Annotated in this window: 23 protein-coding genes; 10 read left to right on the top strand and 13 right to left on the bottom strand. The window is 75.0% G+C overall.

Annotated elements, in window-relative coordinates; translation table 11 throughout:
• Nucleotides 1–91 precede the first annotated feature (91 nt).
• Nucleotides 92–595, top strand: a complete 504-nt coding sequence (locus tag KPF22_RS14665) for a hypothetical protein (protein ID WP_208824431.1) — start codon at nt 92–94, stop codon at nt 593–595.
• Here KPF22_RS14665 and KPF22_RS14660 read toward each other — a convergent pair.
• Both KPF22_RS14660 and KPF22_RS32680 read right to left on the bottom strand, forming a co-directional pair.
• Nucleotides 534–992 carry a cupin domain-containing protein gene (locus KPF22_RS14660; RefSeq protein ID WP_208824429.1) on the bottom strand — a complete coding sequence of 153 codons (459 nt, stop codon included), beginning with the start codon at nt 990–992 and terminating at the stop codon, nt 534–536. The genes KPF22_RS14665 and KPF22_RS14660 overlap by 62 nt on opposite strands.
• 10 nt (nt 993–1,002) lie before the next feature.
• Nucleotides 1,003–1,575: a class I SAM-dependent methyltransferase gene (locus KPF22_RS32680; RefSeq protein ID WP_208824427.1), complete on the bottom strand. Its 573-nt coding sequence runs from the start codon at nt 1,573–1,575 to the stop codon at nt 1,003–1,005.
• 55 nt (nt 1,576–1,630) lie between these two features.
• Between KPF22_RS32680 and KPF22_RS14650 the strand changes: the two genes are divergently transcribed.
• On the top strand, nt 1,631–2,443 hold the full coding sequence (locus tag KPF22_RS14650) for a helix-turn-helix transcriptional regulator (RefSeq protein ID WP_224402341.1): 813 nt from the start codon (nt 1,631–1,633) through the stop codon (nt 2,441–2,443).
• Here KPF22_RS14650 and egtD read toward each other — a convergent pair.
• The 4 genes from egtD to egtA are packed head-to-tail and all read right to left on the bottom strand — an operon-like array spanning nt 2,430 to nt 6,943.
• Nucleotides 2,430–3,419, bottom strand: coding sequence for an L-histidine N(alpha)-methyltransferase (gene egtD, locus KPF22_RS14645; protein WP_208824423.1), 990 nt, complete (start codon nt 3,417–3,419; stop codon nt 2,430–2,432). The two genes, KPF22_RS14650 and egtD, sit on opposite strands and share 14 nt — an antisense overlap.
• On the bottom strand, nt 3,416–4,165 hold the full coding sequence (egtC, locus tag KPF22_RS14640) for an ergothioneine biosynthesis protein EgtC (protein ID WP_224402340.1): 750 nt from the start codon (nt 4,163–4,165) through the stop codon (nt 3,416–3,418). Before egtC ends, egtD begins: the two co-directional genes overlap by 4 nt.
• On the bottom strand, nt 4,158–5,519 hold the full coding sequence (egtB, locus tag KPF22_RS14635; RefSeq protein WP_224402339.1) for an ergothioneine biosynthesis protein EgtB: 1,362 nt from the start codon (nt 5,517–5,519) through the stop codon (nt 4,158–4,160). The genes egtC and egtB overlap by 8 nt, the downstream gene beginning before the upstream one ends.
• On the bottom strand, nt 5,516–6,943 hold the full coding sequence (gene egtA, locus KPF22_RS14630; RefSeq protein ID WP_224402338.1) for an ergothioneine biosynthesis glutamate--cysteine ligase EgtA: 1,428 nt from the start codon (nt 6,941–6,943) through the stop codon (nt 5,516–5,518). Before egtA ends, egtB begins: the two co-directional genes overlap by 4 nt.
• Nucleotides 6,944–7,067: 124 nt before the next feature.
• Here egtA and KPF22_RS14625 point away from each other — a divergent pair, with 124 nt between their 5' ends.
• From KPF22_RS14625 to KPF22_RS14615, 3 genes are read left to right on the top strand one after another with little or no spacing between them, the layout of a single operon-like run.
• Nucleotides 7,068–7,640, top strand: coding sequence for a TetR/AcrR family transcriptional regulator (locus KPF22_RS14625; protein ID WP_062395362.1), 573 nt, complete (start codon nt 7,068–7,070; stop codon nt 7,638–7,640).
• A 27-nt stretch (nt 7,641–7,667) separates the two neighbouring features.
• Nucleotides 7,668–8,672, top strand: a complete 1,005-nt coding sequence (locus KPF22_RS14620) for a dihydroxyacetone kinase subunit DhaK (RefSeq protein WP_224402337.1) — start codon at nt 7,668–7,670, stop codon at nt 8,670–8,672.
• Complete coding sequence (locus tag KPF22_RS14615; RefSeq protein WP_224402336.1) at nt 8,669–9,295, top strand: DAK2 domain-containing protein; 627 nt, start codon at nt 8,669–8,671, stop codon at nt 9,293–9,295. Before KPF22_RS14620 ends, KPF22_RS14615 begins: the two co-directional genes overlap by 4 nt.
• A 21-nt stretch (nt 9,296–9,316) precedes the next feature.
• Here the strand turns inward: KPF22_RS14615 and KPF22_RS14610 are convergent, their stop codons facing one another.
• The 3 genes from KPF22_RS14610 to KPF22_RS14600 form a co-directional block, all read right to left on the bottom strand.
• Nucleotides 9,317–11,209, bottom strand: a complete 1,893-nt coding sequence (locus KPF22_RS14610; protein WP_208824409.1) for an ABC transporter ATP-binding protein — start codon at nt 11,207–11,209, stop codon at nt 9,317–9,319.
• A gap of 165 nt (nt 11,210–11,374) precedes the next feature.
• Complete coding sequence (locus tag KPF22_RS14605; RefSeq protein WP_208824407.1) at nt 11,375–11,584, bottom strand: helix-turn-helix domain-containing protein; 210 nt, start codon at nt 11,582–11,584, stop codon at nt 11,375–11,377.
• Nucleotides 11,585–11,888: 304 nt separating this feature from the next.
• Entirely contained in the window at nt 11,889–13,511 is a 1,623-nt protein-coding gene (locus KPF22_RS14600) for an ABC-F family ATP-binding cassette domain-containing protein (protein WP_062395368.1), read from the bottom strand.
• A gap of 152 nt (nt 13,512–13,663) precedes the next feature.
• Between KPF22_RS14600 and KPF22_RS14595 the strand changes: the two genes are divergently transcribed.
• From KPF22_RS14595 to KPF22_RS14575, 5 genes are all read left to right on the top strand, one after another.
• Nucleotides 13,664–14,455 (top strand): SDR family oxidoreductase, encoded by a 792-nt coding sequence (locus KPF22_RS14595; protein ID WP_208824405.1) that lies wholly within the window; start codon nt 13,664–13,666, stop codon nt 14,453–14,455.
• A 56-nt stretch (nt 14,456–14,511) separates the two neighbouring features.
• The gene (locus KPF22_RS14590; RefSeq protein WP_224402335.1) at nt 14,512–15,759 is read left to right on the top strand and encodes a lycopene cyclase family protein; all 1,248 of its coding nucleotides are present in this window, start codon (nt 14,512–14,514) and stop codon (nt 15,757–15,759) included.
• Between the two features lie 109 nt (nt 15,760–15,868).
• Nucleotides 15,869–16,318 (top strand): universal stress protein, encoded by a 450-nt coding sequence (locus KPF22_RS14585; RefSeq protein ID WP_208824401.1) that lies wholly within the window; start codon nt 15,869–15,871, stop codon nt 16,316–16,318.
• A 4-nt stretch (nt 16,319–16,322) separates the two neighbouring features.
• Complete coding sequence (locus KPF22_RS14580; protein ID WP_208824399.1) at nt 16,323–17,363, top strand: adenylate/guanylate cyclase domain-containing protein; 1,041 nt, start codon at nt 16,323–16,325, stop codon at nt 17,361–17,363.
• A 42-nt stretch (nt 17,364–17,405) separates the two neighbouring features.
• A complete protein-coding gene (locus KPF22_RS14575) occupies nt 17,406–18,233 on the top strand; it encodes an arylamine N-acetyltransferase (RefSeq protein WP_224402334.1) in 828 nt (275 codons plus the stop codon).
• A gap of 60 nt (nt 18,234–18,293) precedes the next feature.
• Here the strand turns inward: KPF22_RS14575 and KPF22_RS14570 are convergent, their stop codons facing one another.
• The 4 genes from KPF22_RS14570 to sufC are packed head-to-tail and all read right to left on the bottom strand — an operon-like array spanning nt 18,294 to nt 21,262.
• Nucleotides 18,294–18,707, bottom strand: a complete 414-nt coding sequence (locus tag KPF22_RS14570) for a metal-sulfur cluster assembly factor (protein ID WP_020624271.1) — start codon at nt 18,705–18,707, stop codon at nt 18,294–18,296.
• The gene (sufU, locus tag KPF22_RS14565; RefSeq protein WP_062395379.1) at nt 18,704–19,168 is read right to left on the bottom strand and encodes a Fe-S cluster assembly sulfur transfer protein SufU; all 465 of its coding nucleotides are present in this window, start codon (nt 19,166–19,168) and stop codon (nt 18,704–18,706) included. Before sufU ends, KPF22_RS14570 begins: the two co-directional genes overlap by 4 nt.
• A 1-nt stretch (nt 19,169) precedes the next feature.
• On the bottom strand, nt 19,170–20,474 hold the full coding sequence (locus KPF22_RS14560) for a cysteine desulfurase (RefSeq protein WP_062395382.1): 1,305 nt from the start codon (nt 20,472–20,474) through the stop codon (nt 19,170–19,172).
• Nucleotides 20,475–20,476: 2 nt separating this feature from the next.
• Nucleotides 20,477–21,262, bottom strand: a complete 786-nt coding sequence (sufC, locus tag KPF22_RS14555) for a Fe-S cluster assembly ATPase SufC (protein ID WP_208824395.1) — start codon at nt 21,260–21,262, stop codon at nt 20,477–20,479.
• Nucleotides 21,263–21,306 lie beyond the last annotated feature (44 nt).

Here is a 21,306-nt window from a genome sequence, read left to right as displayed (position 1 = left end):
CGGCCGGCGACGGAGCCGCGCCACCCGCGGTCGACGGCCGGTGCTGCGGCGTCGCCGACCGGCCCGGGACGGCCCCGTATCGTCGGCCCCCGTGAGCGCCGTGCCGCCCGAGGAGCCGTCCGAGGGGTCGCCGTCCGGGGCGCCGTCGCGTGCGACGCCGGTCGTCGCCGCGGTGGTCGCCGTCCTGGTGGTCGCCCAGCAGGTCCCGGGCCTGGTCTTCCGGCACGGGACGGCGGTGCCGGTGCTGCCGGTCGGGCTGTGGCGGGCCTGGCTCCCGCTGATCCTGGCGGGGCTGGTGCTGCTCGCGCTCGCGGCGCTGTGGGGTCGCCGGCACCCGGGGCCGGCGGGCACCGTGGGCCGGGTCGTGGGGCTGCTGCTCGCGCTGGGCCCGGCGACGCTGCTCGCCTACCGCGGGCGGCTCGTGGATCCGCTGGCCGTGTTCACCCTGGGGCTGGACCCGTCGGTGCGGGCCTGGCCGGTGATCGACGTCGTGCTGGGGACGCTGCTCGCGGTCGTCCTCGCGGTGACGCTGCTCAGTGCCGTGGGTGCAGGGGGTCGACCCAGGGGACGTGCTCGGGGTCGGGCACCCCGGTGATGTCGAGGTTGACCACGACCGGCTCCTGACCGGAGCGGGTCAGCACGCACTCCAGCGGCTCGTCGTCGAGGGCGTTGATCTCCTGGTGCGGCACGAACGGCGGCACGAAGATGAACCCGCCCGGCCCGGCCTCGGCGGTGAACTCCAGGTTCTCGCCCCACCTCATCCGGGCCCGGCCACGGACGACGTAGATGACGCTCTCCAGCTCCCCGTGGTGGTGCGCACCGGTGCGGGCGCCGGGGTGGATGGTCACCGTGCCCGCCCACAGCCGCTGCGCGCCGACCCGGTCCCCGGTGACGGCGGCGGCGCGGTGCATGCCGGGCGTCTGCGGGGTGTTGGCGTCGAGCATGTCGCCGGGGATGACCCGGACGCCGTCGTGGCGCCAGTCGGTGCTCATGCACCCGACCCTAGCCGCGGCCGGCCCGGAACCGGAACGACCGCGCACCCAGCTCGGTCTCCGGCCGTGCGAGCCCGGCCGCCCCGAGCCGCCGCGGCAGCGTCGCCGGGTCCACCGCGGTCAGGGTGTCCCCGATGTGGATCGTCCGGAACCGCAGCGACATCCGGGAGTCGATCCCGGCGAACGTCCCGCCGGGGCGCAGCACCCGCGCGGCCTCGGCGAAGAGCCGGTCCTGCTCCCCCGGGGTCGGGACGTGGTGCAGCATCGTGAAGCAGACGACGGCGTCGAAGCTGCCGTCCGGGAACGGCAGCGCGGCGCCGTCGCCGTGCCGGACGTCGACGCCGAGCTCACCCCCGAGGCCCGCGCGCAGCTCCGCGGCCAGCTCCGGGTCGACCTCCAGCGCGGTCAGCGCCCCCGTGCGCGGCGCGAGCCAGCGGGTGGTGACGCCGTAGCCGGGGCCGATCTCCAGGACCTCGCCGGTGAGGTCGACGTCGCGGACGGCCCAGGGCAGCGTCGTCCCGTGCATCCGGTCGGCCCAGGAGTCGGAGCGGCAGATCCGTCGGTGCAGCGCGTTCATCGCCATGGCCGCGACGCTAGGGGCCACCCACGGTGGCCGGGAGCCGTTAGGCTGCCGCATCGTGTCGCGTTCCGGCCTGCCCGCGCACGTCCCCGACGTGCCGGGCGCCGCGGTGCTGGTCTCCCGCATCCCGCTCGACCGCGGGCACGCGTTCGCCGAGCACACCCACCCGGCCCACCAGCTCGCCTGGGCGGCGGCCGGGGTCCTGCGGGTCACCGTCGCCGACACCAGCTGGGTCCTCGGCCCCGGACGGGCGCTGTGGCTGCCGGCCGGGGTTCCGCACATCACGGCCGCCACCGAGACCGCGGCGATGCGCGGGATCTACCTGTGGCCCGGCCGCTGCCCGATCGACTGGCCCACGCCGTGCGTGCTCGCGGTCGAGCCGCTGGTCGCCGCCCTGCTGGAACACCTGGCCGGACCCGGACCCGCGACGCCCGAGCGGGCCCGGGCCGAGGCGGTGCTGTTCGACCGGCTCCGCCCGGCCCGCGACGCCGGCGGGCCCGGCGCGGCGGTCCGCCTCGTCCTGCCCACCGACCCGCGGGCCCGCCGGGTCGCCCTGGACCTGCTCGACGACCCCGCCGACGACCGCGACACCGCCGCCTGGGGCCGGTCCGTCGGGGCGGGGGAACGCACCCTGTCCCGGCTGTTCCGCGCCGAGACCGGAGTGGGCCCGGGCCGGTGGCGGACGCTGCTGCGGATGCGGGTCGCGCTGGAGCAGCTGGCCGCGGGCCGCCCGGTCGGCGCGGTCGCCCGGCACGTCGGCTACGCGACGCCCTCGGCGTTCGTCGCGGCGTTCCGCCGGGAGACCGGGACCACGCCCTCGGCGGTGCTGCGCCCGGCCGGCGCAGCACCGCCGGACCTCAGGCGGCGGTGAGCAGCGTCAGCGCGAACCGCGCGTCGGGGTCGACCCAGCGCCGCGTCGTGGCGAACCCGGCGGCGGCGGCGAACGCGTCGACCGTCGCGGGGGTGAACTTCGCCGAGATCTCGGTGGCGAGCTCCTCCCCCGCGGCGAACGCGACGTCGAGGTCGAGGTCGGCGATCCGGACCCGCATGTCGCGGGTGGCGCGCAGCCGCATCTCGATCCAGGAGTTCTCCGCGTCCCAGACGGCGACGTGGTCGAACGCCTCGACGTCGAAGGTGGCGTCGAGCTCGCGGTTGAGCACGTGCAGCACGTTGCGGTTGAACTCCGCGGTGACCCCGGCGGCGTCGTCGTAGGCGGGGACCATCACGGCCGGGTCGGTGGCCAGGCCGGTGCCGAGCAGGAGCTGCTCACCCGGCCGGAGCACCGAGCGGACGTGGCGGAGGAAGTCGTGGCGCGGGCCGGGCATCAGGTTGCCGATGGTCCCGCCGAGGAAGGCGATCATCCGCTTCCCGCCGGGCTCGGCGCCGGGCAGCCGGTCCAGGTCGCGGGTGAAGTCGCCGACCACGCCGTGCAGCTCCAGCTCCGGGTAGTCGCGGTGCAGCTCGTCGATGGCGCCGCGCAGGGCGGACTCGCTGACGTCCTGGGGCACGTAGCGGCGCAGCGTCCCGGCGCGGGCGAACGCGTCGAGCAGCAGCCGGGTCTTGGTCGACGACCCGGACCCCAGCTCGACGACGGTGTCGGCACCCGAGGACCGGGCGATGTCGTCCACGGAGTCGGTGAGCAGCGCCCGCTCGGTGCGGAACGGGTAGTACTCGGGCAGCTCGGTGATCCGCTCGAACAGCTCGGACCCCCGGGCGTCGTAGAACCACTTCGGCGGCAGCTCCTTCGGCGACGCGGCGAGCCCGCGCGCCACGTCGGACCGCAGCGCGGTGCCGGCATCGGTGTCGGAGAGGTGGACGTCCAGCTGGATGGCGCCGGGAGTGCTCACGGAGCTCCTAGGTCATGACTCTCGTGATGGCCCGGTCGGGCCACCACCAGGTGCCGGTCGGGCACCTGTGTCCAGTCGGGGAACGCATGGGTGGGTTCGGAGGCGACGGTGACGCCCGCCGGTCCGGCCCGGACGGCGAGTGCGTGCCGCCAGGCCGTGGCCCAGATCGTCGTGCCGTCGGTCAGCAGCAGGTTCAGCCGCGAGCCGGGTGCGCTCCGCTCGGTGTCGGCGCAGACCCGGGCCAGCAGGTCGGCGGGGTCGGCGCCGTCGGCGAGACCGCGCCGGACCACCGCCCACAGCAGCGCGGCGTCGGTGGGGGCGTCGAGGGTCATCAGGTCGGTGACGGGCAGCGCCGCCGCGGCGGCCGCGAGGGAGTCCGGCCAGCCGCGGACGACGCCGTTGTGGCTGAACAGCCACCGCCCGTCGGTGAAGGGGGCGGCGGCGGTCGCCGTCACCGGCATCCCGACCGTCGCCGAGCGGACGGCGGCGAGCACGGCGCCCGACGTCGTCGCCCCGGCCAGCGCGGCGTAGGAGGTGTCGGCCCACAGCGGCGACGCCGACCGGACGCGCACCGGCGTCGTGCTGCCGGGCGGGTACCAGCCGGTGCCGTGACCGTCGGCGTTGATCGTGCCGCCGCCGCGCATGTCGGCCGGGGCGTAGGACTGCGCGAGCAGCCCGTGCTCCGGCTCCAGGACCAGCGACGCCAGCGTGGCCGGCTCCCCCAGGTACGCGAGGTGCCTACACACCGGCGTCGCGGACCAGCCGGAAACCGGCGAAGATCTGCCGGCGGATCGGGTGGTCCCAGTTGCGGAACGTCGCCCGGATCGCCGCCGGGTCGGTGCCGAACGACCCGCCGCGCAGCACCGCGTAGTCCCCGCCGAAGAACACCTCGGAGTACTCGGGGTACGGGAACACGCTGAACCCCGGGTAGGGGTGCCAGCCGGAGTCGCACCACTCCCAGACGTCGCCGACCATCTGCTGCACGCCGAACGCGGACGCCCCCGCCGGGTAGGAGCCGATCGGGGCGGGCTGGAGGTGGCGCTGTCCGAGGTTGGCGTGCTCGGCGCGCGGCTCGTCGTCGCCCCAGGGGAAGCGCCGCGAGCGGCCGGTCGCCGGGTCGTGGCGGGCGGCCTTCTCCCACTCCGCCTCGGTGGGCAGGCGCTTGCCGGCCCAGCGGGCGTAGGCCTGCGCCTCGTGGAAGGACACGTGCACGACGGGCTCGTCGTCGGGCACCCGCTCGACGACGCCGAACCGGCGCCGCCACCAGGTGCCGTCGCTGTCGCGGGACCAGAACCGCGGCGCGACCAGTCCCTCCTCGGTGCGGTGCGCCCACCCGGCGTCGGTCCACAGCCGCGGGTCGTCGTAGCCGCCCGCGTCGACGAACGCCGCGAACGCGCCGTTGGTCACCGGGTGCACGTCGATCCGGAACGCGGGCAGGTCCACGACGTGCGCGGGCCGCTCGTTGTCCAGCGCCCACGGCTCGGCCGAGGTCCCCATCTCGAACGGGCCCGCCGGGACGAGCACCTCCGCGGCCGGGTCGACCGCACCGGCCGGGCGGAGCGGCGGGGCGGCGTCGAGCACCGGCCCCCCGGAGCGCAGCTGGTGGGTGGCGAGCATGGTCTCGTCGTGCTGCTGCTCGTGCTGCACGATCATCCCGAACGCGAAGCCCTCGGCCTCCAACGGGCGACCGCGCAGCGGGCTGCGGTGCAGCGCGTCGAGCGCCTTGTCCCGCACCTCGGCGACGTAGCCGCGGGCCTCGGCCGGGGTGAGCAGCGGCAGCTCGACCCGCGAGGAACGGGAGTGCTGGAACGCGTCGTAGAGGCCGTCGATCTCCGGGCGCAGCGGCTCGCGGCCGCCCACGTCGCGGACGAGCCACAGCTCCTCCATCGACCCGATGTGCGCGAGGTCCCAGACCAGCGGCGACATCAGCGGCGAGTGCTGGGCGGCCAGCTCGCCGTCGTCGAGGGCGGTGAGCGCGGTGCTGCGGTCGCGGGAGCGGCCCAGCAGGGCGGCGACGCGGGTACGCATCGCCTCCGGGCTCTCCCCCGGGGTCGCGGGGCCGGTCAGCGGTCCGGCGGGAACGGCGGGATCGGCGGTCATGCCACGTCCTCCTGGGCAGCCTGGTCGGCGGTGTCGACGGCGGACCGGCCGGGTTCTCGACCGGTCACCTCTCGTGCGGCGGGCGCGCCGGGCAGGGCGGAACCCAGATGGAGCCCCGGCGGGAACGGATCGGCGGTCGGGCCCACACCCTGCTCGGCGGGGTCGGTGTCATCGGCGGGGCAGCGCCCCTGCAGCACGCGCCGCTCGGTGACCTCGCGCAGCCGGGCCGGCACCGGGCCCGGCGCGGTGGTCAGCGGATGGTCCGCGGCGGCCAGCACGTCGCAGGCCAGCGGGAACAGGCCGGCGGCCGCCGCGGCCAGACCCGGGTGGTCCAGCCCGTGGCGGGCGGCGGCGACCCACTCGTCGCGGACCGGCTCGCACAGCTCCCGGGCCCGGTCGACGACCGCACCGGAGGAGGTGAGCGCCAGCAGCACCGCGGTGGGCAGCGCCCAGTCGTCGCCGGCCTGACCGTCGACGTAGCGCACCTCGAGGTGGCCGTGCGGGCGGACCGGCGGGAAGAGGGTCGAGACGTGGTAGTCGAGGTCGGCCAGTGTCGGGGGCCGGTCGAGGACCCCGGCGCGGGCGCGGCCGGACACCCAGTCGGCGAAGGTGACCCCGGCCGGCACCGACCAGGTCCCGGTGCCGCGCACGCACAGCAGCGGGGTGGTGACCACCCGGCGGGCCCAGGCGGCGGCCGGGTCGGTCCCGGGCGTCGCGGTGGGCGGCGGCGCGGTCCGCGCGGGGTCGAGGCTGAGCCAGCACGCCTGCCGGGAGGACTTCCAGCCGGTCCGGCGGCCGTGCTGCACCGGCGAGTTCGCGAACGCTGCGAGCAGCACCGGGCCCAGCTCGTGCAGGACCGCCCAGCGGTCGGCGATCCCGGCGGCCGGGCCGGCGTCCAGGCTGACCTGGACCGCGGCCGTGGAGCACATCCCGCTGCGTCCGTGCGGGCCGACGCCGTCGAACACGCACTCCATGGCCGCGTAGCGCGGCAGGTCCAGCAGCCGCCGGGCGGGCCGGACCGGGTCGGCGGCGCGGTCGTGCGGGCGCAGGCCGTGCTCGGCGAGCAGACCGTGGAGGTGGGCCGAGTCGGCGCCGAGGGCGCCGAGGAGGGCCTCGAGCGAGTCAGCGGGAGCGCTGGAGATCTCGATCTGGCCGCCCGGCTCGACGGTCACGGTGCCGCCCGCGGGGAGCGGGGCCGCGTGCGAGGCGGGGTCCAGGGAGGCCGGGCAGTGCGGGCCGAGAGCGGCACGCACGGCGTCGAGGTCGACCGGGTCGGCTGGTCGACCGGGTCGGTGGAGCATCCATTCGATCTCGACACCGGCCAGGGTCGGGGGGCCGTGTTTGAAGCAGACCGAGGCCACGTAGGCCTCGGCCTCCCCCACGCTGCGGAGCACACCGTCGGTGCTCTGGTCGTCCAGGGTCACCACGTCGACGCTACCCCCGCCGTGTGACACCCGCACGCGATGAAATCATGGTCGCAGGCACCGCCGGTGACCGGCGACACGACCGTCCCCACATACAGGACAAGCGTACGGAATACTGGGGGGCATGCCCCGCGTCAGCACCGACCAGCTCGCCGCACGGCGGCAGCAGATCCTCACCGGTGCCCGGACCTGCTTCGCCGACCACGGCTACGAGGGCGCCACCGTCCGGCGGCTCGAGGAGTACACCGGGCTGTCCCGTGGCGCGATCTTCCACTACTTCCGCGACAAGGAGGCGCTGTTCCTGGCCCTGGCCGAGCAGGACGCCACCCGGATGGCCGACGTCGTCGCCGAGCAGGGCCTGGTGCAGGTCATGCGCGACCTGCTGCGCGGCGACTCGGACCGCAGCTGGCTGGGCACCCGCCTGGAGGTCTCCCGACGGCTCCGCACCGAACCGGAGTTCCGGGCCCGCTGGCAGGAGCACTCCGGCGCCCTGACCGCCGCGACCCGGGCCCGGCTGGAACGCCAGGCCGCGGCCGGCGCGCTGCGCGACGACGTGCCGGTGCCGGTGCTCGCCCAGTACCTGGAGCTGGTGCTGGAGGGGCTGGTCTCCCACCTGGCGATGGGGCTGCCCGCCGACGACCTCGGCCCGGTGCTCGACCTCGTGGAGAACGCCGTCCGCGCGCCGTTGATGCGCTGAGCGCCGACGGCCAGCATGATCGGCGCCATGCCGTTCCCCTTCCACCCGGCGGGCGACGACCCCGTCCCGGCCGCCGTCCGCGGGTTCGCCCGGGCCCACGCCGACCTCGTCGCGCTGCACGAGGACCCGATCCACCTCCTCGCGCGCCACCGGGCACCCGGCAGACGGGTCGGGCTGGTCTCCGGCGGGGGCTCCGGCCACGAGCCGCTGCACGCCGGGTTCCTCGGCCGCGGGATGCTCGACGCCGTCGCCCCCGGGCCGGTGTTCACCTCCCCGCACAACAAGGCCGTGCTGTACGCGTCCCGGGCCGCGGCGGGCCCGGACGGGGTGATCCACATCGTCAAGAACTACACCGGCGACCGGATCAACTTCGGCATCGCCGCGGAGCGGCTGCGGATGGAGGGCGTCGACGTCGCCCGCGTCCTCGTCGACGACGACCTGGCCACCGACGGGCTCGACACTGCGACCGGGCGGCGCGGGACCGCGGCGACCGTCGTCGTCGAGAAGATCCTCGGCGCCGCCGCGGACACCGGCGCCGGGCTGGCCGAGCTCGCGACGGTCGGTGCGGACGTCGCCGCCGCCTCGCGCAGCCTCGCCGTCGCCTCCCGCGCGCAGACCTCGATGCGCACCGGGGAGCCCGCGTTCGCCCTCGACGGGCAGCTCGACTACGGCGTCGGCATCCACGGCGAGCGGGCCCGGCGCTCGGTCGACCGGCCGCCCACCGAGGAGCTCGTCGACCGGATGCTCGACGAGGTCGTCGCGGGCCTGCCCGACGGCCCCGACCAGGTCGTCCTGGTCGTCAACGGCATGGGGGGCACGGCACTGCTGGAGCTCTACGTGCTCGCCGAGCTGGCCGCCGCCGGGCTGGAGGCGCGCGGGCTGGAGCGGGTGGGCCTGCTCGTCGGCACGTTCGTGCCCGCCCTGGACATGGCCGGGTTCTCGCTCACCCTGACCCGGATGCGCCCGGAGTGGACGGCCCTGTGGGCCGCGCCGGCGCAGACGGCCGCCTTCCCCCGGACGGAGACCTCATGACCGGCCACCCCCTCGACCAGGACGCCGTGCTGGCCCGCTTCGCCCGGGCCGTCGAGGACGGCCACGGCGTGCTCACCGATCTCGACCAGCACTCCGGCGACGGCGACTACGGCGACAACCTGCGCGCCGGGGTCCGGCTGGCCGTCGAGTCGGCCGGGCGCGGACCGCAGCGCGGGTTCGGCGCGCTCGGCGAGGTCTTCCTCGACGAGGTCGGCGGCACCAGCGGCCCGCTGCTGGGCCTGCTGTTCTCCGAGATCGCCCGCGCGATGTCCTACGGCTCGGCCGACGCGGCCGCGTTCGCCGCGGGCGCCCGGGCCGGGCTGACCGCGATCCAGCGGGTCGGCGAGGCCGAGGTGGGCGACCGGACGATGGTCGACGCGCTGGCCCCGGCCGTGACCGCGCTCGACCGTTCGGGGTACGCCGCCGCGGCGGCCGCGGCCCTCGACGGCGCCGAGCGGACCGCGGAGCTCGCGGCCCGGCACGGCCGCGCGTCCTACGTCGGCGACCGCGCGAAGGGCGCGCCGGACCCCGGCGCGGTCGGCGTCGCGCTGCTGTTCGCCGCCGTCGCCGCGGTGGCCGAGCCCGGTGCCGAGGTGGCGGACCCGCTGGCGGGCCGGGCCTGAGCGCCGGCCCGCCGGCGTGGCTCAGCCCGCGGTCGTCGCCGCCGGGAGGAACTGGGTCCGGTAGAGCGTGGCGTAGCGGCCGTCGGCGGCCAGCAGCTCGTCGTGGGTGCCGGACTCGACGACCTGCCCGCCCTCCAGCACCGCGATCCGGTCGGCCGCCCGCACGGTGGACAGCCGGTGCGCGATGACGATCGCGGTCCGCCCGACCAGCGCCTCGGCCAGTGCCTCCTGCACCGCGGCCTCGGACTCGGAGTCGAGGTGCGCGGTGGCCTCGTCGAGGATCACCACCCGCGGGCGGGCCAGCAGCAGCCGGGCGATCGTCAGGCGCTGGCGCTCACCGCCGGACAGACGGTAGCCGCGCTCCCCCACCACCGTGTCGAGGCCGTCGGGCAGCGTGTCGAGCAGGTCGCCGAGCCGGGCGCGGCGCAGTGCGTCGACCATCTCGTCGTCGGTGGCGTCGGGCGAGGCGTAGCGCAGGTTGCCGGCGATGGTGTCGTGGAACAGGTGGCCGTCCTGGGTGACCATCCCGACGGCGCCGCGCAGAGTGGCGAACGACAGGTCCCGCACGTCCACCCCGGACAGCTCGACCGAGCCGGCGTCGACGTCGTAGAGACGGGGGACCAGCGAGGCGAGCGTGGACTTCCCTGCCCCGGACGACCCGACCAGGGCCAGCAGCCCGCCGCCGTGGACGTGCAGGTCGACGCCGTGCAGCACCTCGGTGTTGACCCGCTGGTCGAGCACCGCGACCTCCTCCAGCGAGGCCAGGGAGACGTCGGTGGCGCTGGGGTAGGTGAACCGGACCCCGCGCAGGGCGACGTCGACGGGGCCGTCGGGCAGCGCGGCGGGGTCGGGCCGCTCGGTCAGCATCGGGCGCAGGTCGAGCACCTCGAAGACCCGCTCGAAGGCGACCAGCGCGGTCATCACGTCGACGCGGGCGTTGGCCAGCGCCGTCATCGGGGTGTAGAGCCGGGTCAGCAGCAGCCCGAGCGCGACGACGGTGCCCGCCGGGATCGCCCCGGTCACCGCGAGGTAGCCGCCGAGGCCGTAGATCATCGCCTGGGCCAGTGCCGACACCAGCTGCAGCGCGGTGACGAACAACCGCGACACCATCGCCGACCGGACACCGATGTCGCGCACCCGGGACACCTGGCCACGGAAGACGGCGGCCTCGGAGTCGGGGTCGCCGAACAGCTTCACCAGGGTGGCGCCCGGCGCGGAGAAGCGCTCGGTCATCTGGTTGCCCATGGTGGCGTTGAGCTCGGCGGCCTCGCGGCGCAGCTCGGCGAGCCAGGTCCCCATCCGCCGGGCCGGGAGCACGAACACCGGCAGCAGCAGCATCGCCAGCACGGTGACCTGCCAGGCCAGACCGATCATGACCGCGATGGCCAGCACGAGCTGGATGCTGTTGGACAGCACCGTGGACAGGGTGCCGGTGATGGCGGTCTGGGCGCCGATCACGTCGTTGTTGAGCCTGCTGACCAGCGCCCCGGTCCGGGTGCGGGAGAAGAACGCCAGCGGCATCGACTGGACGTGGCGGAACACCGCCACCCGCAGGTCCTCGATGAGTCCCTCGCCGAGCCGCGCGGAGAACCAGCGGCCGGCGAGCCCGACCACCGCCTCCAGGACGGCCATCCCGGCGATCGCCCCGGCGATCACCATCACGACGCGGGCGGCGTCGGGCAGCTCGTTCGCGGCGACGATCGTGTTGACCACGCGCCCGGCCAGCACCGGCGTCGCGACGCCGATCACGGCCGTGACGGTGGTCAGGGCCAGGTAGGACAGCAGCCAGCGGCGGTAGGGCCGGACGAAGCCCCAGATCCGGGGCCAGGTGCCCCGCGCGATGGAGCCACGGCGGATGGACGTCGAGTCCGCCCCCCGGATGACCCCGCGCATCAGGGTGAGCGGGCGATCCAACGGTGTTCCCCTTCGCCGGTGGTGGACGGCGAGGGTTCACGTTACGGCGCGTTCGGCGGGCGGGCGCGGTGGTCCCGCGCGGGGCGCCCCACGACACACACCGGACGCACGACGACGCCGCCCCGGGCTCGCTGCTCGACCCGGTCGGCGGCGCCGACGAGAGGACTACTTCTTCTTGGTACGGGTGGCGCCGCCGCGCCCGCGCAGCGTCACACCCGTCTCGGACAGGACCCGGTGGACGAAGCCGTACGACCGCCCGGTCTGCTCGGCCAGCGAACGGATGCTGGCGCCCTTCTCGTACTTCTTCCTCAGGTCGGCAGCGAGTTTGCCCCGCTGCGTCCCGGTGATCCGGGCGCCCTTCTTCAGCTCGGCCATCGGCCCTCCTCATCCCCTCCGCGGATGCCCCCGCGGACCGCCGCATCTGGCGCGACGATCAGGTCATGATGATCCAGTTGACGATTTATGACCAGAACGCGGAAAACGCGATCGGCGAACGGTTACCCCGAACGGCGCAGCACCGCGGGTGCCGTTCGGAATCGTCATCCGTCGGGCAGCGCAGTGGATCACCCCGTCGGAAGGAGTCGTGCACGATCGCGGCACCCGCACCCGGGACGGCCCGGACACGTCCGATGATCTCTGGTGGTCCGGTCGGGTGATCACCGCCGCGTGCGGTGACCGGTCACGCGAGCTGGACGAGTTCCAGGTAGTCGGCCGACCAGTGGTCCTCGGTGCCGTCGGGCAGGACGATCACCCGGTCCGGCTCCAGCGCCTCGACCGCACCCGGGTCGTGGGTGACGAGCACGACGGCACCCTCGAAGCGGCGCAGCGCGTCGAGCACCTGCTCGCGGCTGGCCGGGTCCAGGTTGTTCGTCGGCTCGTCGAGCAGCAGCACGTTCGCCGCCGAGGACACCAGACCGGCCAGGGCGAGCCGGGTCCGCTCACCGCCGGACAGCGTCCCGGCGGGCTGCTGGAGCTGCTCCCCGGAGAACATGAACGACCCGAGCAGGGTCCGCAGCTGCTGCTCGGCGGCGTCCGGGCTGGCGTGGCGGATGTTGTCCCAGACCGAGGCGTCCATGTCGAGAGTGTCGTGCTCCTGGGCGAAGTAGCCCCGTCGCAGCCCGTGGCCGGGCACGACCCCGCCGGAGTCGGACTCCTCGGTGCCGGCCAGGATCCGCAGCAGCGTGGTCTTGCCGGCGCCGTTGAAGCCCAGCACCACGACCTTCGACCCGCGGTCCACCGCGAGGTCCACCCCGGTGAACACCTCCAGCGACCCGTAGGCCTTGGACAGGTTCTCCGCGGTGAGCGGGGTGCGCCCGCAGGGCGCCGGGGTCGGGAAACGGATGTGCGCGACGCGGTCGGCCTGACGCTCGTCGTCGAGTCCGGCGAGCAGGGCGTCGGCCCGGCGGGCCATGTTCTTGGCGGCGACGGCCTTGGTGGCCTTCGCGCCCATCTTGGCGGCCTGGACGTGCAGCGCGGACGCCTTCTTCTCGGCGTTGGCCCGCTCGCGGCGACGACGCTTCTCGTCGGTGGAGCGCGCCTCCAGGTACCGCTTCCAGTCCATGTTGTACTGGTCGGCCTCGCCGCGGGTCGCGTCGAGGAACCAGACCTTGTTCACCACCGCGGCCAGCAGGTCGGTGTCGTGACTGATGACGACCAGACCGCCCTCGTGCTGCTGCAGGAACCCGCGCAGCCAGGTGATCGAGTCGGCGTCGAGGTGGTTGGTGGGCTCGTCGAGCAGCAGCGTGGTCGCCGACTGCGACCCGCCGTCGGAGGCGGCGAACAGGATCCGGGCCAGCTCCACGCGTCGGCGCTGACCGCCCGAGAGCGTGCGCATCGGCTGGGCCAGCACCCGCTCGGGCAGCCCCAGGTGGGTGCAGATCCGCGCGGCCTCGGACTCCGCGGCGTAGCCGCCGAGGGCGGAGAACCGCTCCTCGAGCCGCCCGTACTCGCGCACCGCCTTGTCGTTCGCGGCCGGGTCGGCCAGCTCGGCCATCGCCGTCTGCGCCTTCTCCATCTTCGCCAGCAGCACGTCCAGGCCGCGGGCCGAGAGCACCCGGTCCTTCGCCGTGACCGACAGGTCGCCCTCGCGCGGGTCCTGCGGCAGGTAGCCGACCGGGGAGTTCGCGCTCCGCTGCCCGGAGTACGGCTCGCCCTCGCCGGCCAGCACCCGCATCGAGGTGGTCTTGCCGGCGCCGTTGCGCCCGACCAGACCGATCCGGTCGCCGGGCTGCACCCGCAGGGTGGCACCGGAGAGCAGGATGCGGGATCCGGCGCGCAGTTCGAGGTCGGTCGTGGTGATCACGTGGAGGAGCTCCAGACGGAGGACGAGGAGTGACGCTGAGAGGACCGGGGTGCGGGCACGGCGGTGCCCGGGTGCGCCGGTCTACTCGATCAGGATCACGCGTCCACAGTACCGGCCGGGTCCACCGGATTCCCCACGTAGGGTCGGGCCCCATGACCGATCTCACCTCCCTGGCCGGTCGGGCGGCACTGGTCACCGGCGCCTCGCGGGGCATCGGGTACGGCGTCGCCGCCGCGCTGCTGGCGCGCGGCGCGTCGGTGACGATCACCGGCCGGCGCGCCCCGGAGCTCGACGCGGCGGCGGCGGAGCTCGCGGCGGGCGCGGGGGTCGGCACCGGCCGGGTGCTCGCCGTCGCCGGCAACGTCGGGGACGCGGCGCACCGGGCCGCCGCGGCGGAGGCGACGGTGGCCGCGTTCGGCTCGCTGGACGTGCTGGTCAACAACGCCGGGATCAACCCCCAGCACGGGCCGCTGGTCGAGGCCGACCTCGACGCCGTCCGCAGGATCCTCGACGTCAACGTGGTCGCCGCGCTCGGGTTCGTCCAGCAGGCGCACCGGGTGTGGATGGGCGCGCACGGCGGCGCCGTCGTCAACGTCGCCTCGGTCGCGGCGCTGCGGCCCACCGGCGTCATCGGGGCCTACGGCGCGTCGAAGGCGGCACTGCTCACCCTGACCGAGGAGCTGGCCGGCCAGCTCGGCCCCGGCGTCCGGGTCAACGCCGTCGCCCCCGCCGTGGTGCGGACGAGGTTCGCCGAGGCGCTCTACGCCCACGACGAGGCGTCCGTCGTCGCGGGCTACCCGCTGGGGCGCCTCGGCGAGCCCGCGGACGTCGCCGAGGCGGTGGCGTTCCTCGTCTCCGACGCCGCGTCCTGGGTCACCGGGGCCACCCTGCGGATCGACGGCGGCAGCCTGTCCGCCGGCCGGCACCGGCCGGGCCCGCGATGACGGGGACGAGGAGCGGGACGGCGTCGTCGAGCCGGTCGGGTGCCCCCGGAACGACGGTGGCCGACGTGCTGGTCCTCGGCGGTGGTCCGGCCGGGCGGGCGCTCGCGGCGGCGTGCGCGGAGGCCGGGCTGCGCACCACGCTCGCCGACCCCGCCCCGGAGCGGGCGTGGACGGCCACCTACTGCGCGTGGCCCGAGGAGCTCCCCCCGCACCTGCCCGCGGCGATGGTCGCGACCCGGCCGGAGGCGGTGGCCGTGCTGCCCGGCGGTGGCACCCGCGCGCTGGGCCCGTACGCGGTGCTCGACACCGCCGGGCTGCGCGCCCACCTCGACGCCCGGCTCGCCGGGGTCACGGTGCTGCCCGGACGCGCCGCCGCCGACGACGTCCGGTCCGACGGGCACCGGTACCGGGTGCGGCTGCACCCTCCGGGCCGCCGGGGCGCGAGCGGCGGCCCCGGTGACGGCGGGGCCCCGCGGGACGACGCGGCACGGGTCGTCGACGCGGCCCTGGTCGTCGACGCCACCGGGGCACCGTCGCGGCTGCGCCCCGGCCCGGCGGGCGGGACCGAGCAGACCGCCTGGGGCGTCGTCGTCGACGAGCGGGTGGCCGCGCCGGTGGTGGGGCCCGGCGAGGCCGTCTTCATGGACTGGCGCTCCCCCGGCCCGCACCGCCCGGGGTGGACGGACTGGCCGACGTTCCTCTACGCCGTCCCCTACGGCGACGGCACCGTCCTGCTGGAGGAGACCTCCCTGGCGCGACGGCCGGGGCTGGGGCTGCCCGAGCTGCGCGACCGGCTCGCGGCCCGGCTCGCCGGGGCGGGCGTCGCCGTGCCCGACACCGCCCCCGTCGAGCGCGTCCGCTTCCCGGTCGACACCCCGCGCGGCCCACGGCACCCCGTCGGGTTCGGGGCGGCGACCCCGCTGGTGCACCCCGCGACCGGGTTCAGCGTCGCCCCCGCGCTCGGGCTGGCCCCGCGGCTGGCCGCCGAGCTGGCCCGGCACCTGCCGCACGACCCCGCCGCCGCGACGACGGCGGCCCGCCGGCTGCTCTGGCCCCGGTCGGCCCGCGCGGTGCACCGCCTGCGCCGCCACGGGCTGCGCACCGTGCTGGAGATGCCGCCGCGGCTGGTGCCGGACTTCTTCGACGCGTTCTTCGCCGGCCGCAGCGGCCGCGCGTTCCTCACCGGCCGCGACGACCTGACCGGCACCCTCGCCGGGATGGCCGGTGTGTTCCGGGCCGCTCCGCCACCCGTACGAGCGCACATGCTGCGATCGGCCGCCGCATTTCACTCGAAAGGGCGATGACGGGAGGGAGTCGGGACAAGTTGATCGGATACCACGTAGTAACGTCGTCGCACGCGGTGACGCCGGCCGCAGGACCGGCGACGCGCGACCGTTCCCCCGGGAGGCACCTGTGTCCGCATACAAGACCATCGTCGTCGGCACCGACGGCTCGTCGACGTCGTTCGCGGCCGTCGAGCGCGCGGCCGGGGTGGCCGCGGACAGCGGCGCGAAGCTGGTCATCGTCTCCGCCTACACCCCGGCCAGCCGGGAGGACACCTCGGCCGCGGAGGACGCGCTGAAGGACGAGGCCTTCCTCGTCACCGGCTGGACCCCCGCCGAGGAGGCGCTGCGCGAAGCCGCCGACCGGGCCGCCGCCGGCGGTGCGAAGGACGTCTCGACCTTCGCCGAGGACGGCGCACCGGTCGACGTGCTCCGCAAGGCGGTCAAGGAGCACAGCGCCGATCTGCTCGTGATCGGCAACCGCGGTCTGAACACCTTCTCCGGGCGGCTGCTCGGCTCGGTGCCCGCCGACGCGACCCGCCGTGCCGGCGTGGACGTGCTCGTCGTGCACACCACGTGATCGCGTGACGTCCGAGCCCGGACCGCCCCGTCCGCTGCCCGACCCCGCCTCGATCGACTGGAGCGAGATCGACGACGGGGCGCTGGACGAGTTCATCCTGGGCGCGCCCCGCGAGTTCACCCGCGACGAGCTGGTGGAGGCCGCGGGGCTCGACCCGGAGGAGTCGGGGCGGCTCTGGCGGGCGCTGGGGTTCGCGGACTCCGACCCGGAGGACCGCGTCTACACCCGCGCCGACCTGGAGGCGGCCAGCACCGTCGCCCGTCTCACCCGGGACTGGCTGCCCGACAAGAACGCCCGCGAGGCCGTCGCCCGCGCGGTCGCGCAGTCGCTGTCGCGGCTGGCCGAGTGGCAGATCGGCATGCTCGCCCAGGTCGCCGCCGCACACATCGGCGAGCTGACCCCGCGCGACGCGGCCCGGCTCGCCGCCGACGTGCTGCCCGAGCTGGAGTCGCTGCAGTCCTACGTGTGGCGCCGCCACCTCGCGGCGACCGCGTCGCGCTGGGTCGCGGGGGCGCAGCGGATGGACGCCGCGGACATCGCGGCCGACACCTGGCCGCTGTCGGTCGGATTCGCCGACATGGTCGGCTTCACCCGCACCACCCGCCGCCGTTCGATGGACGAGCTCGGCGAGATGATCGAGCGGTTCGGCTCGGTGACGACCGAGGTCATCGCGAACGGCCGGGGCCGGGTGATCAAGACCGTCGGCGACGAGGTCCTCTACGTCACCGAGCACCCCGCCGACGCCGCCGCCATCGCGCTCGGCCTCCGCGACCGGGTCCGGACCGAGCCGGCGCTTCCGCAGCTGCGGATCGGCCTCGCCCACGGCATGGTGCTGGCCCGCTACGGCGACGTCTACGGCGAGGTCGTCAACGTCGCGGCCCGGCTCACCTCCGAGGCCCGCCCGGACACGGTGCTGGTCGACAAGGAGATGTTCGAGTCGCTGCGCGACGACCCGCGCTTCGACCTGCGGCGGATCGCGACACTGCACACCCGCGGCTACTCCCACCTGCGGGCGTGGGCGCTGCGCGGCGCCCGCGAACGCTGATCCTTGACCTGAACCCGGGTCGAGGTGACAGCCTCGGGCACCATGACGAGCACGGTGACCACCTCAGCCGCCGCGTACCTCGACCTCCTCGGGGTCGACCGGGCGACACCGGACCGGGCGCTGCTCGACCGGGTCGTGACCGCGCACAACGCGACCATCCCGTTCGAGAACCTCGACCCGTTCACCGGCGTCGAGCCGCCGACCACCTCCGACGGCGTCGCGGCGAAGCTGGTCCACGGCCGGCGCGGCGGCTGGTGCTTCGAGCACAACCGCCTGCTGTACGACGTGCTGGGCGCGGTGGGATACCAGGTCACCCCGCTCGTCGGCCGGGTCCGCCTCGGGCTGGCCCCGGCGGACCCGCCGACGTCGCGCACCCACCGGCTCACCCTCGTCGACACCACGGAGGGCCGCTTCACCGTCGACGCCGGGTTCGGCTCGACGGTGCCGACCACCGCCCTGCGGCTCGTCGCCGGGCTGGAGCAGCCGACCCCGCAGGCGACCTACCGCTACGCCCGCGACGACCACGGTGCCTGGGTCCTGCAGCGGCGCGGCAGCGGTGACTGGGCCGACCAGTACGTCTTCGACCTGGTCCCCGCCCCGGACGTCGACTTCGCGATGGGCTCCTGGTACCTGACCCACCACCCGGCGTCGCACTTCCGGACCGGGCTCGTCGCCGCGCGCACCACCCCGGAGCACCGGACCACCCTCGACGGGACCCGGCTCACCGTGCGCACCGCCGACGGCGACGTGGCGCGGCACGACCTCACCTCCCCCGCCCGGGTCCAGGACGCACTGGAGGAGCACCTCGGTGTCGACACCGGCGCCGTCGCGGGGCTGGAGGACCGGCTGCGGGAGGTCTACTTCCCGTGAGACGATGACGGGCCGGACCCCCTGGTGGGGATCCGGCCCGTCGGGGGCGGTGCGGGGTCGTCAGACCCGGAAGCCGAGGGCCCGCAGCTGCTCGCGGCCGTCCTCGGTGATCTTCTCGGGGCCCCACGGCGGCATCCAGACCCAGTTGATCCGGACGTCGTCGACGAGGCCGCCGTCGGGACCGGCGGTGAGCGCGGAGCGGGTCTGCTCCTCGATCACGTCGGTCAGCGGGCAGGCCGCCGAGGTCAGCGTCATGTCGATGACGGCGGTCCCGCCGTCCCGGTCGATGCCGTAGACGAGGCCGAGGTCGACGACGTTGATGCCCAGCTCGGGGTCGACGACGTCCTTCATCGCCTCCTCCAGGGCCTCGAGGGTCGCGCCGTCACCGGCGTCGGCCCGGGCGGGCGGCTCGGGCATGCCCGCCGCGCCGCGCACCACGTCCTCGGAGGTGCTCTGTTCGGTGGTCTCGCTCATGCCGGACTCCCCTCGGAGTTCTCGATGCGGGCGTCGGTGCGGCTCACCGCGTCCTTGAATGCCATCCAGCCCAGGAGAGCACACTTGACCCGCGCCGGGTACTTGGCGACGCCGGCGAAGGCCACGCCGTCGCCGATGACGTCCTCGTCGGGCTCGACCCTGCCGCGTCCCTGGGCCATCTCCTGGAACGACGCCATGATCTTCCACGCCTCGCCGACCGGCTTCCCGGCGACGAGGTCGTGCAGCACGGACACCGACGCCTGGCTGATCGAACAGCCCAGCGTCTCGTAGGACACATCGGTGACCACGTCCCCGTCGACCTTGACCCGCAGCGTGACCTCGTCCCCGCAGGTGGGGTTCACGTGGTGGGTCTCGGCGTCGTAGGGCTCGCGCAGACCGGCACCGTGCGGGTCGCGGTAGTGGTCCAGGATGATCTCCTGGTACATCTGCTGGAGCTGCACGTCACACCGTCCCGAAGAACGTCTGGGCGGCGCGCACCCCGTCGGCCAGCGCGGTGACCTCGTCCAGGGTGTTGTACACCGCGAACGACGCCCGGGCGCTGGCCACGATGCCGAAGCGCCGGTGCAGCGGCCAGGCGCAGTGGTGACCCACGCGGATGGCGACACCGGCGTCGTCGAGCACCTGGGACAGGTCGTGGGCGTGGATGCCGTCCACGACGAACGACACCGCTCCCCCGCGCAGCTCCGCCCCGGGCGGGCCGACGATGCGCAGCCCGTCGATCGCGGACAGCTGCTCGAGCGCGGCCGCGGTCAGCGACGCCTCGTGCGCGGCGACGGTGTCCATCCCGATCGCCCCGAGGTAGTCGACCGCGGCGCCGAGGCCGACGGCCTGCGACGTCATCGGCACCCCGGCCTCGAACTTCTGCGGCGGCGGCGCCCAGGTCGCGCCCTCCATCCGGACGGTCTCGATCATCGAACCACCGGTGAGGAACGGCGGGAGCGCCTCGAGGAGCTCCCGGCGGCCGTAGAGGACGCCGACCCCGGAGGGCCCGAGCATCTTGTGCCCGGAGAAGACCGCGAAGTCCACCCCGAGCCGGTGCAGGTCGACCGGCATGTGCGGCACCGACTGGCAGGCGTCGAGCACGGTCAGCGCGCCGACCGCGGCGGCCCGCTCCACCAGCTGCGCGACCGGCGCGACGGCGCCGGTGACATTCGACTGGTGGGTGAACGCCACGACCCGCGTCCGGTCGGTGAGCTCGAGCGAGTCGAGGTCGATCCGGCCGTCGTCGGTGACGGAGTACCAGCGCAGGGTCGCACCGGTCCGCCGGCACAGCTCCTGCCACGGGATGAGGTTCGCGTGGTGCTCCAGCTCGGTGACGACGACCTCGTCACCGGGGCCGAGCGCGAACCGTTCGGAGGCGGCGTCGAGCCCGGTCCGGACCGAGGCGTTGCCCAGACCGTAGGCGACCAGGTTGATGCCCTCGGTCGCGTTCTTGACGAACACGACCTCGTCGTCGTTCGCACCGACGAACGCCGCGATGCGTGCCCGGGCGGACTCGTAGGCGTCGGTGGCCTCCTCGGCGAGCTGGTGCGCGCCCCGGTGGACGGCCGCGTTGTGCCGCTCCAGGAACGTGCGCTCGGCGTCGAGCACCTGGCGCGGCCGCTGGGAGGTCGCACCGGAGTCGAGGTAGACCAGCGGCTTCTCCTCGCGCACGGTGCGCGCGAGGATCGGGAAGTCCGCCCGGATCCGGGCCACGGCGTCGGCGTCGAGGCCGGCCGTGGTCCCGGTTCCGTGGGTGAGGGTCATGGTCAGGCCAGTGCCTTCTGGTCCGCCGCCGCCTTGTCGGCCTGGGTGAACCGGACGTAGCCGTTCTTCTCCAGCTCGTCGGCCAGCTCGGGGCCGCCGGACTCGACGACACGGCCGCCGGAGAACACGTGCACGCGGTCCGGCTTGATGTGGTTCAGGATCCGCGTGTAGTGCGTGATCAGCAGGACGCCGGTCTCGCCGCCCGACCGGTACCGGTTCACGCCCTCGGACACGACGCGCAGGGCGTCGACGTCGAGGCCGGAGTCGGTCTCGTCGAGCACGGCGAACTTCGGGTTCAGCAGCTCGAGCTGGAGCACCTCGTGGCGCTTCTTCTCACCGCCGGAGAAGCCCTCGTTGACCGAGCGGTCGGCGAACTCCGGGGAGATGTCGAGGCCGGCCATGGCCTCCTTGACCTCCTTGACCCAGGTCCGCAGCTTCGGCGCCTCGCCGCGGGTGGCGGTGGCCGCCGAGCGCAGGAAGTTCGCCATCGACACGCCCGGGACCTCGACCGGGTACTGCATGGCCAGGAACAGCCCGGCCCGCGCCCGCTCGTCGACCGACATCTCCAGGACGTTCTCGCCGTCCAGCAGCACCTCGCCACCGGTGACGGTGTACTTCGGGTGCCCGGCGATGGCGTAGGCCAGCGTGGACTTGCCGGAGCCGTTCGGCCCCATGATCGCGTGCGTCTCGCCCGCGCGGACGGTGAGGTTCACACCGCGCAGGATCTCCTTGGGGCCGTCCTCGGTCTCGACCGAGGCGTGCAGGTCCTTGATCTCCAGAGTGGACATCGGTGGTGGTCGCTCCGTATTCGGGAAGTGTGCGGAATCGGTGC

The sequence above is a fragment of the Pseudonocardia sp. ICBG1034 genome (assembly GCF_020131375.1).
Taxonomy (GTDB): Bacteria; Actinomycetota; Actinomycetes; order Mycobacteriales; family Pseudonocardiaceae; genus Pseudonocardia; species Pseudonocardia alni.
This window is presented reverse-complemented; position numbering and strand designations above follow the sequence as displayed.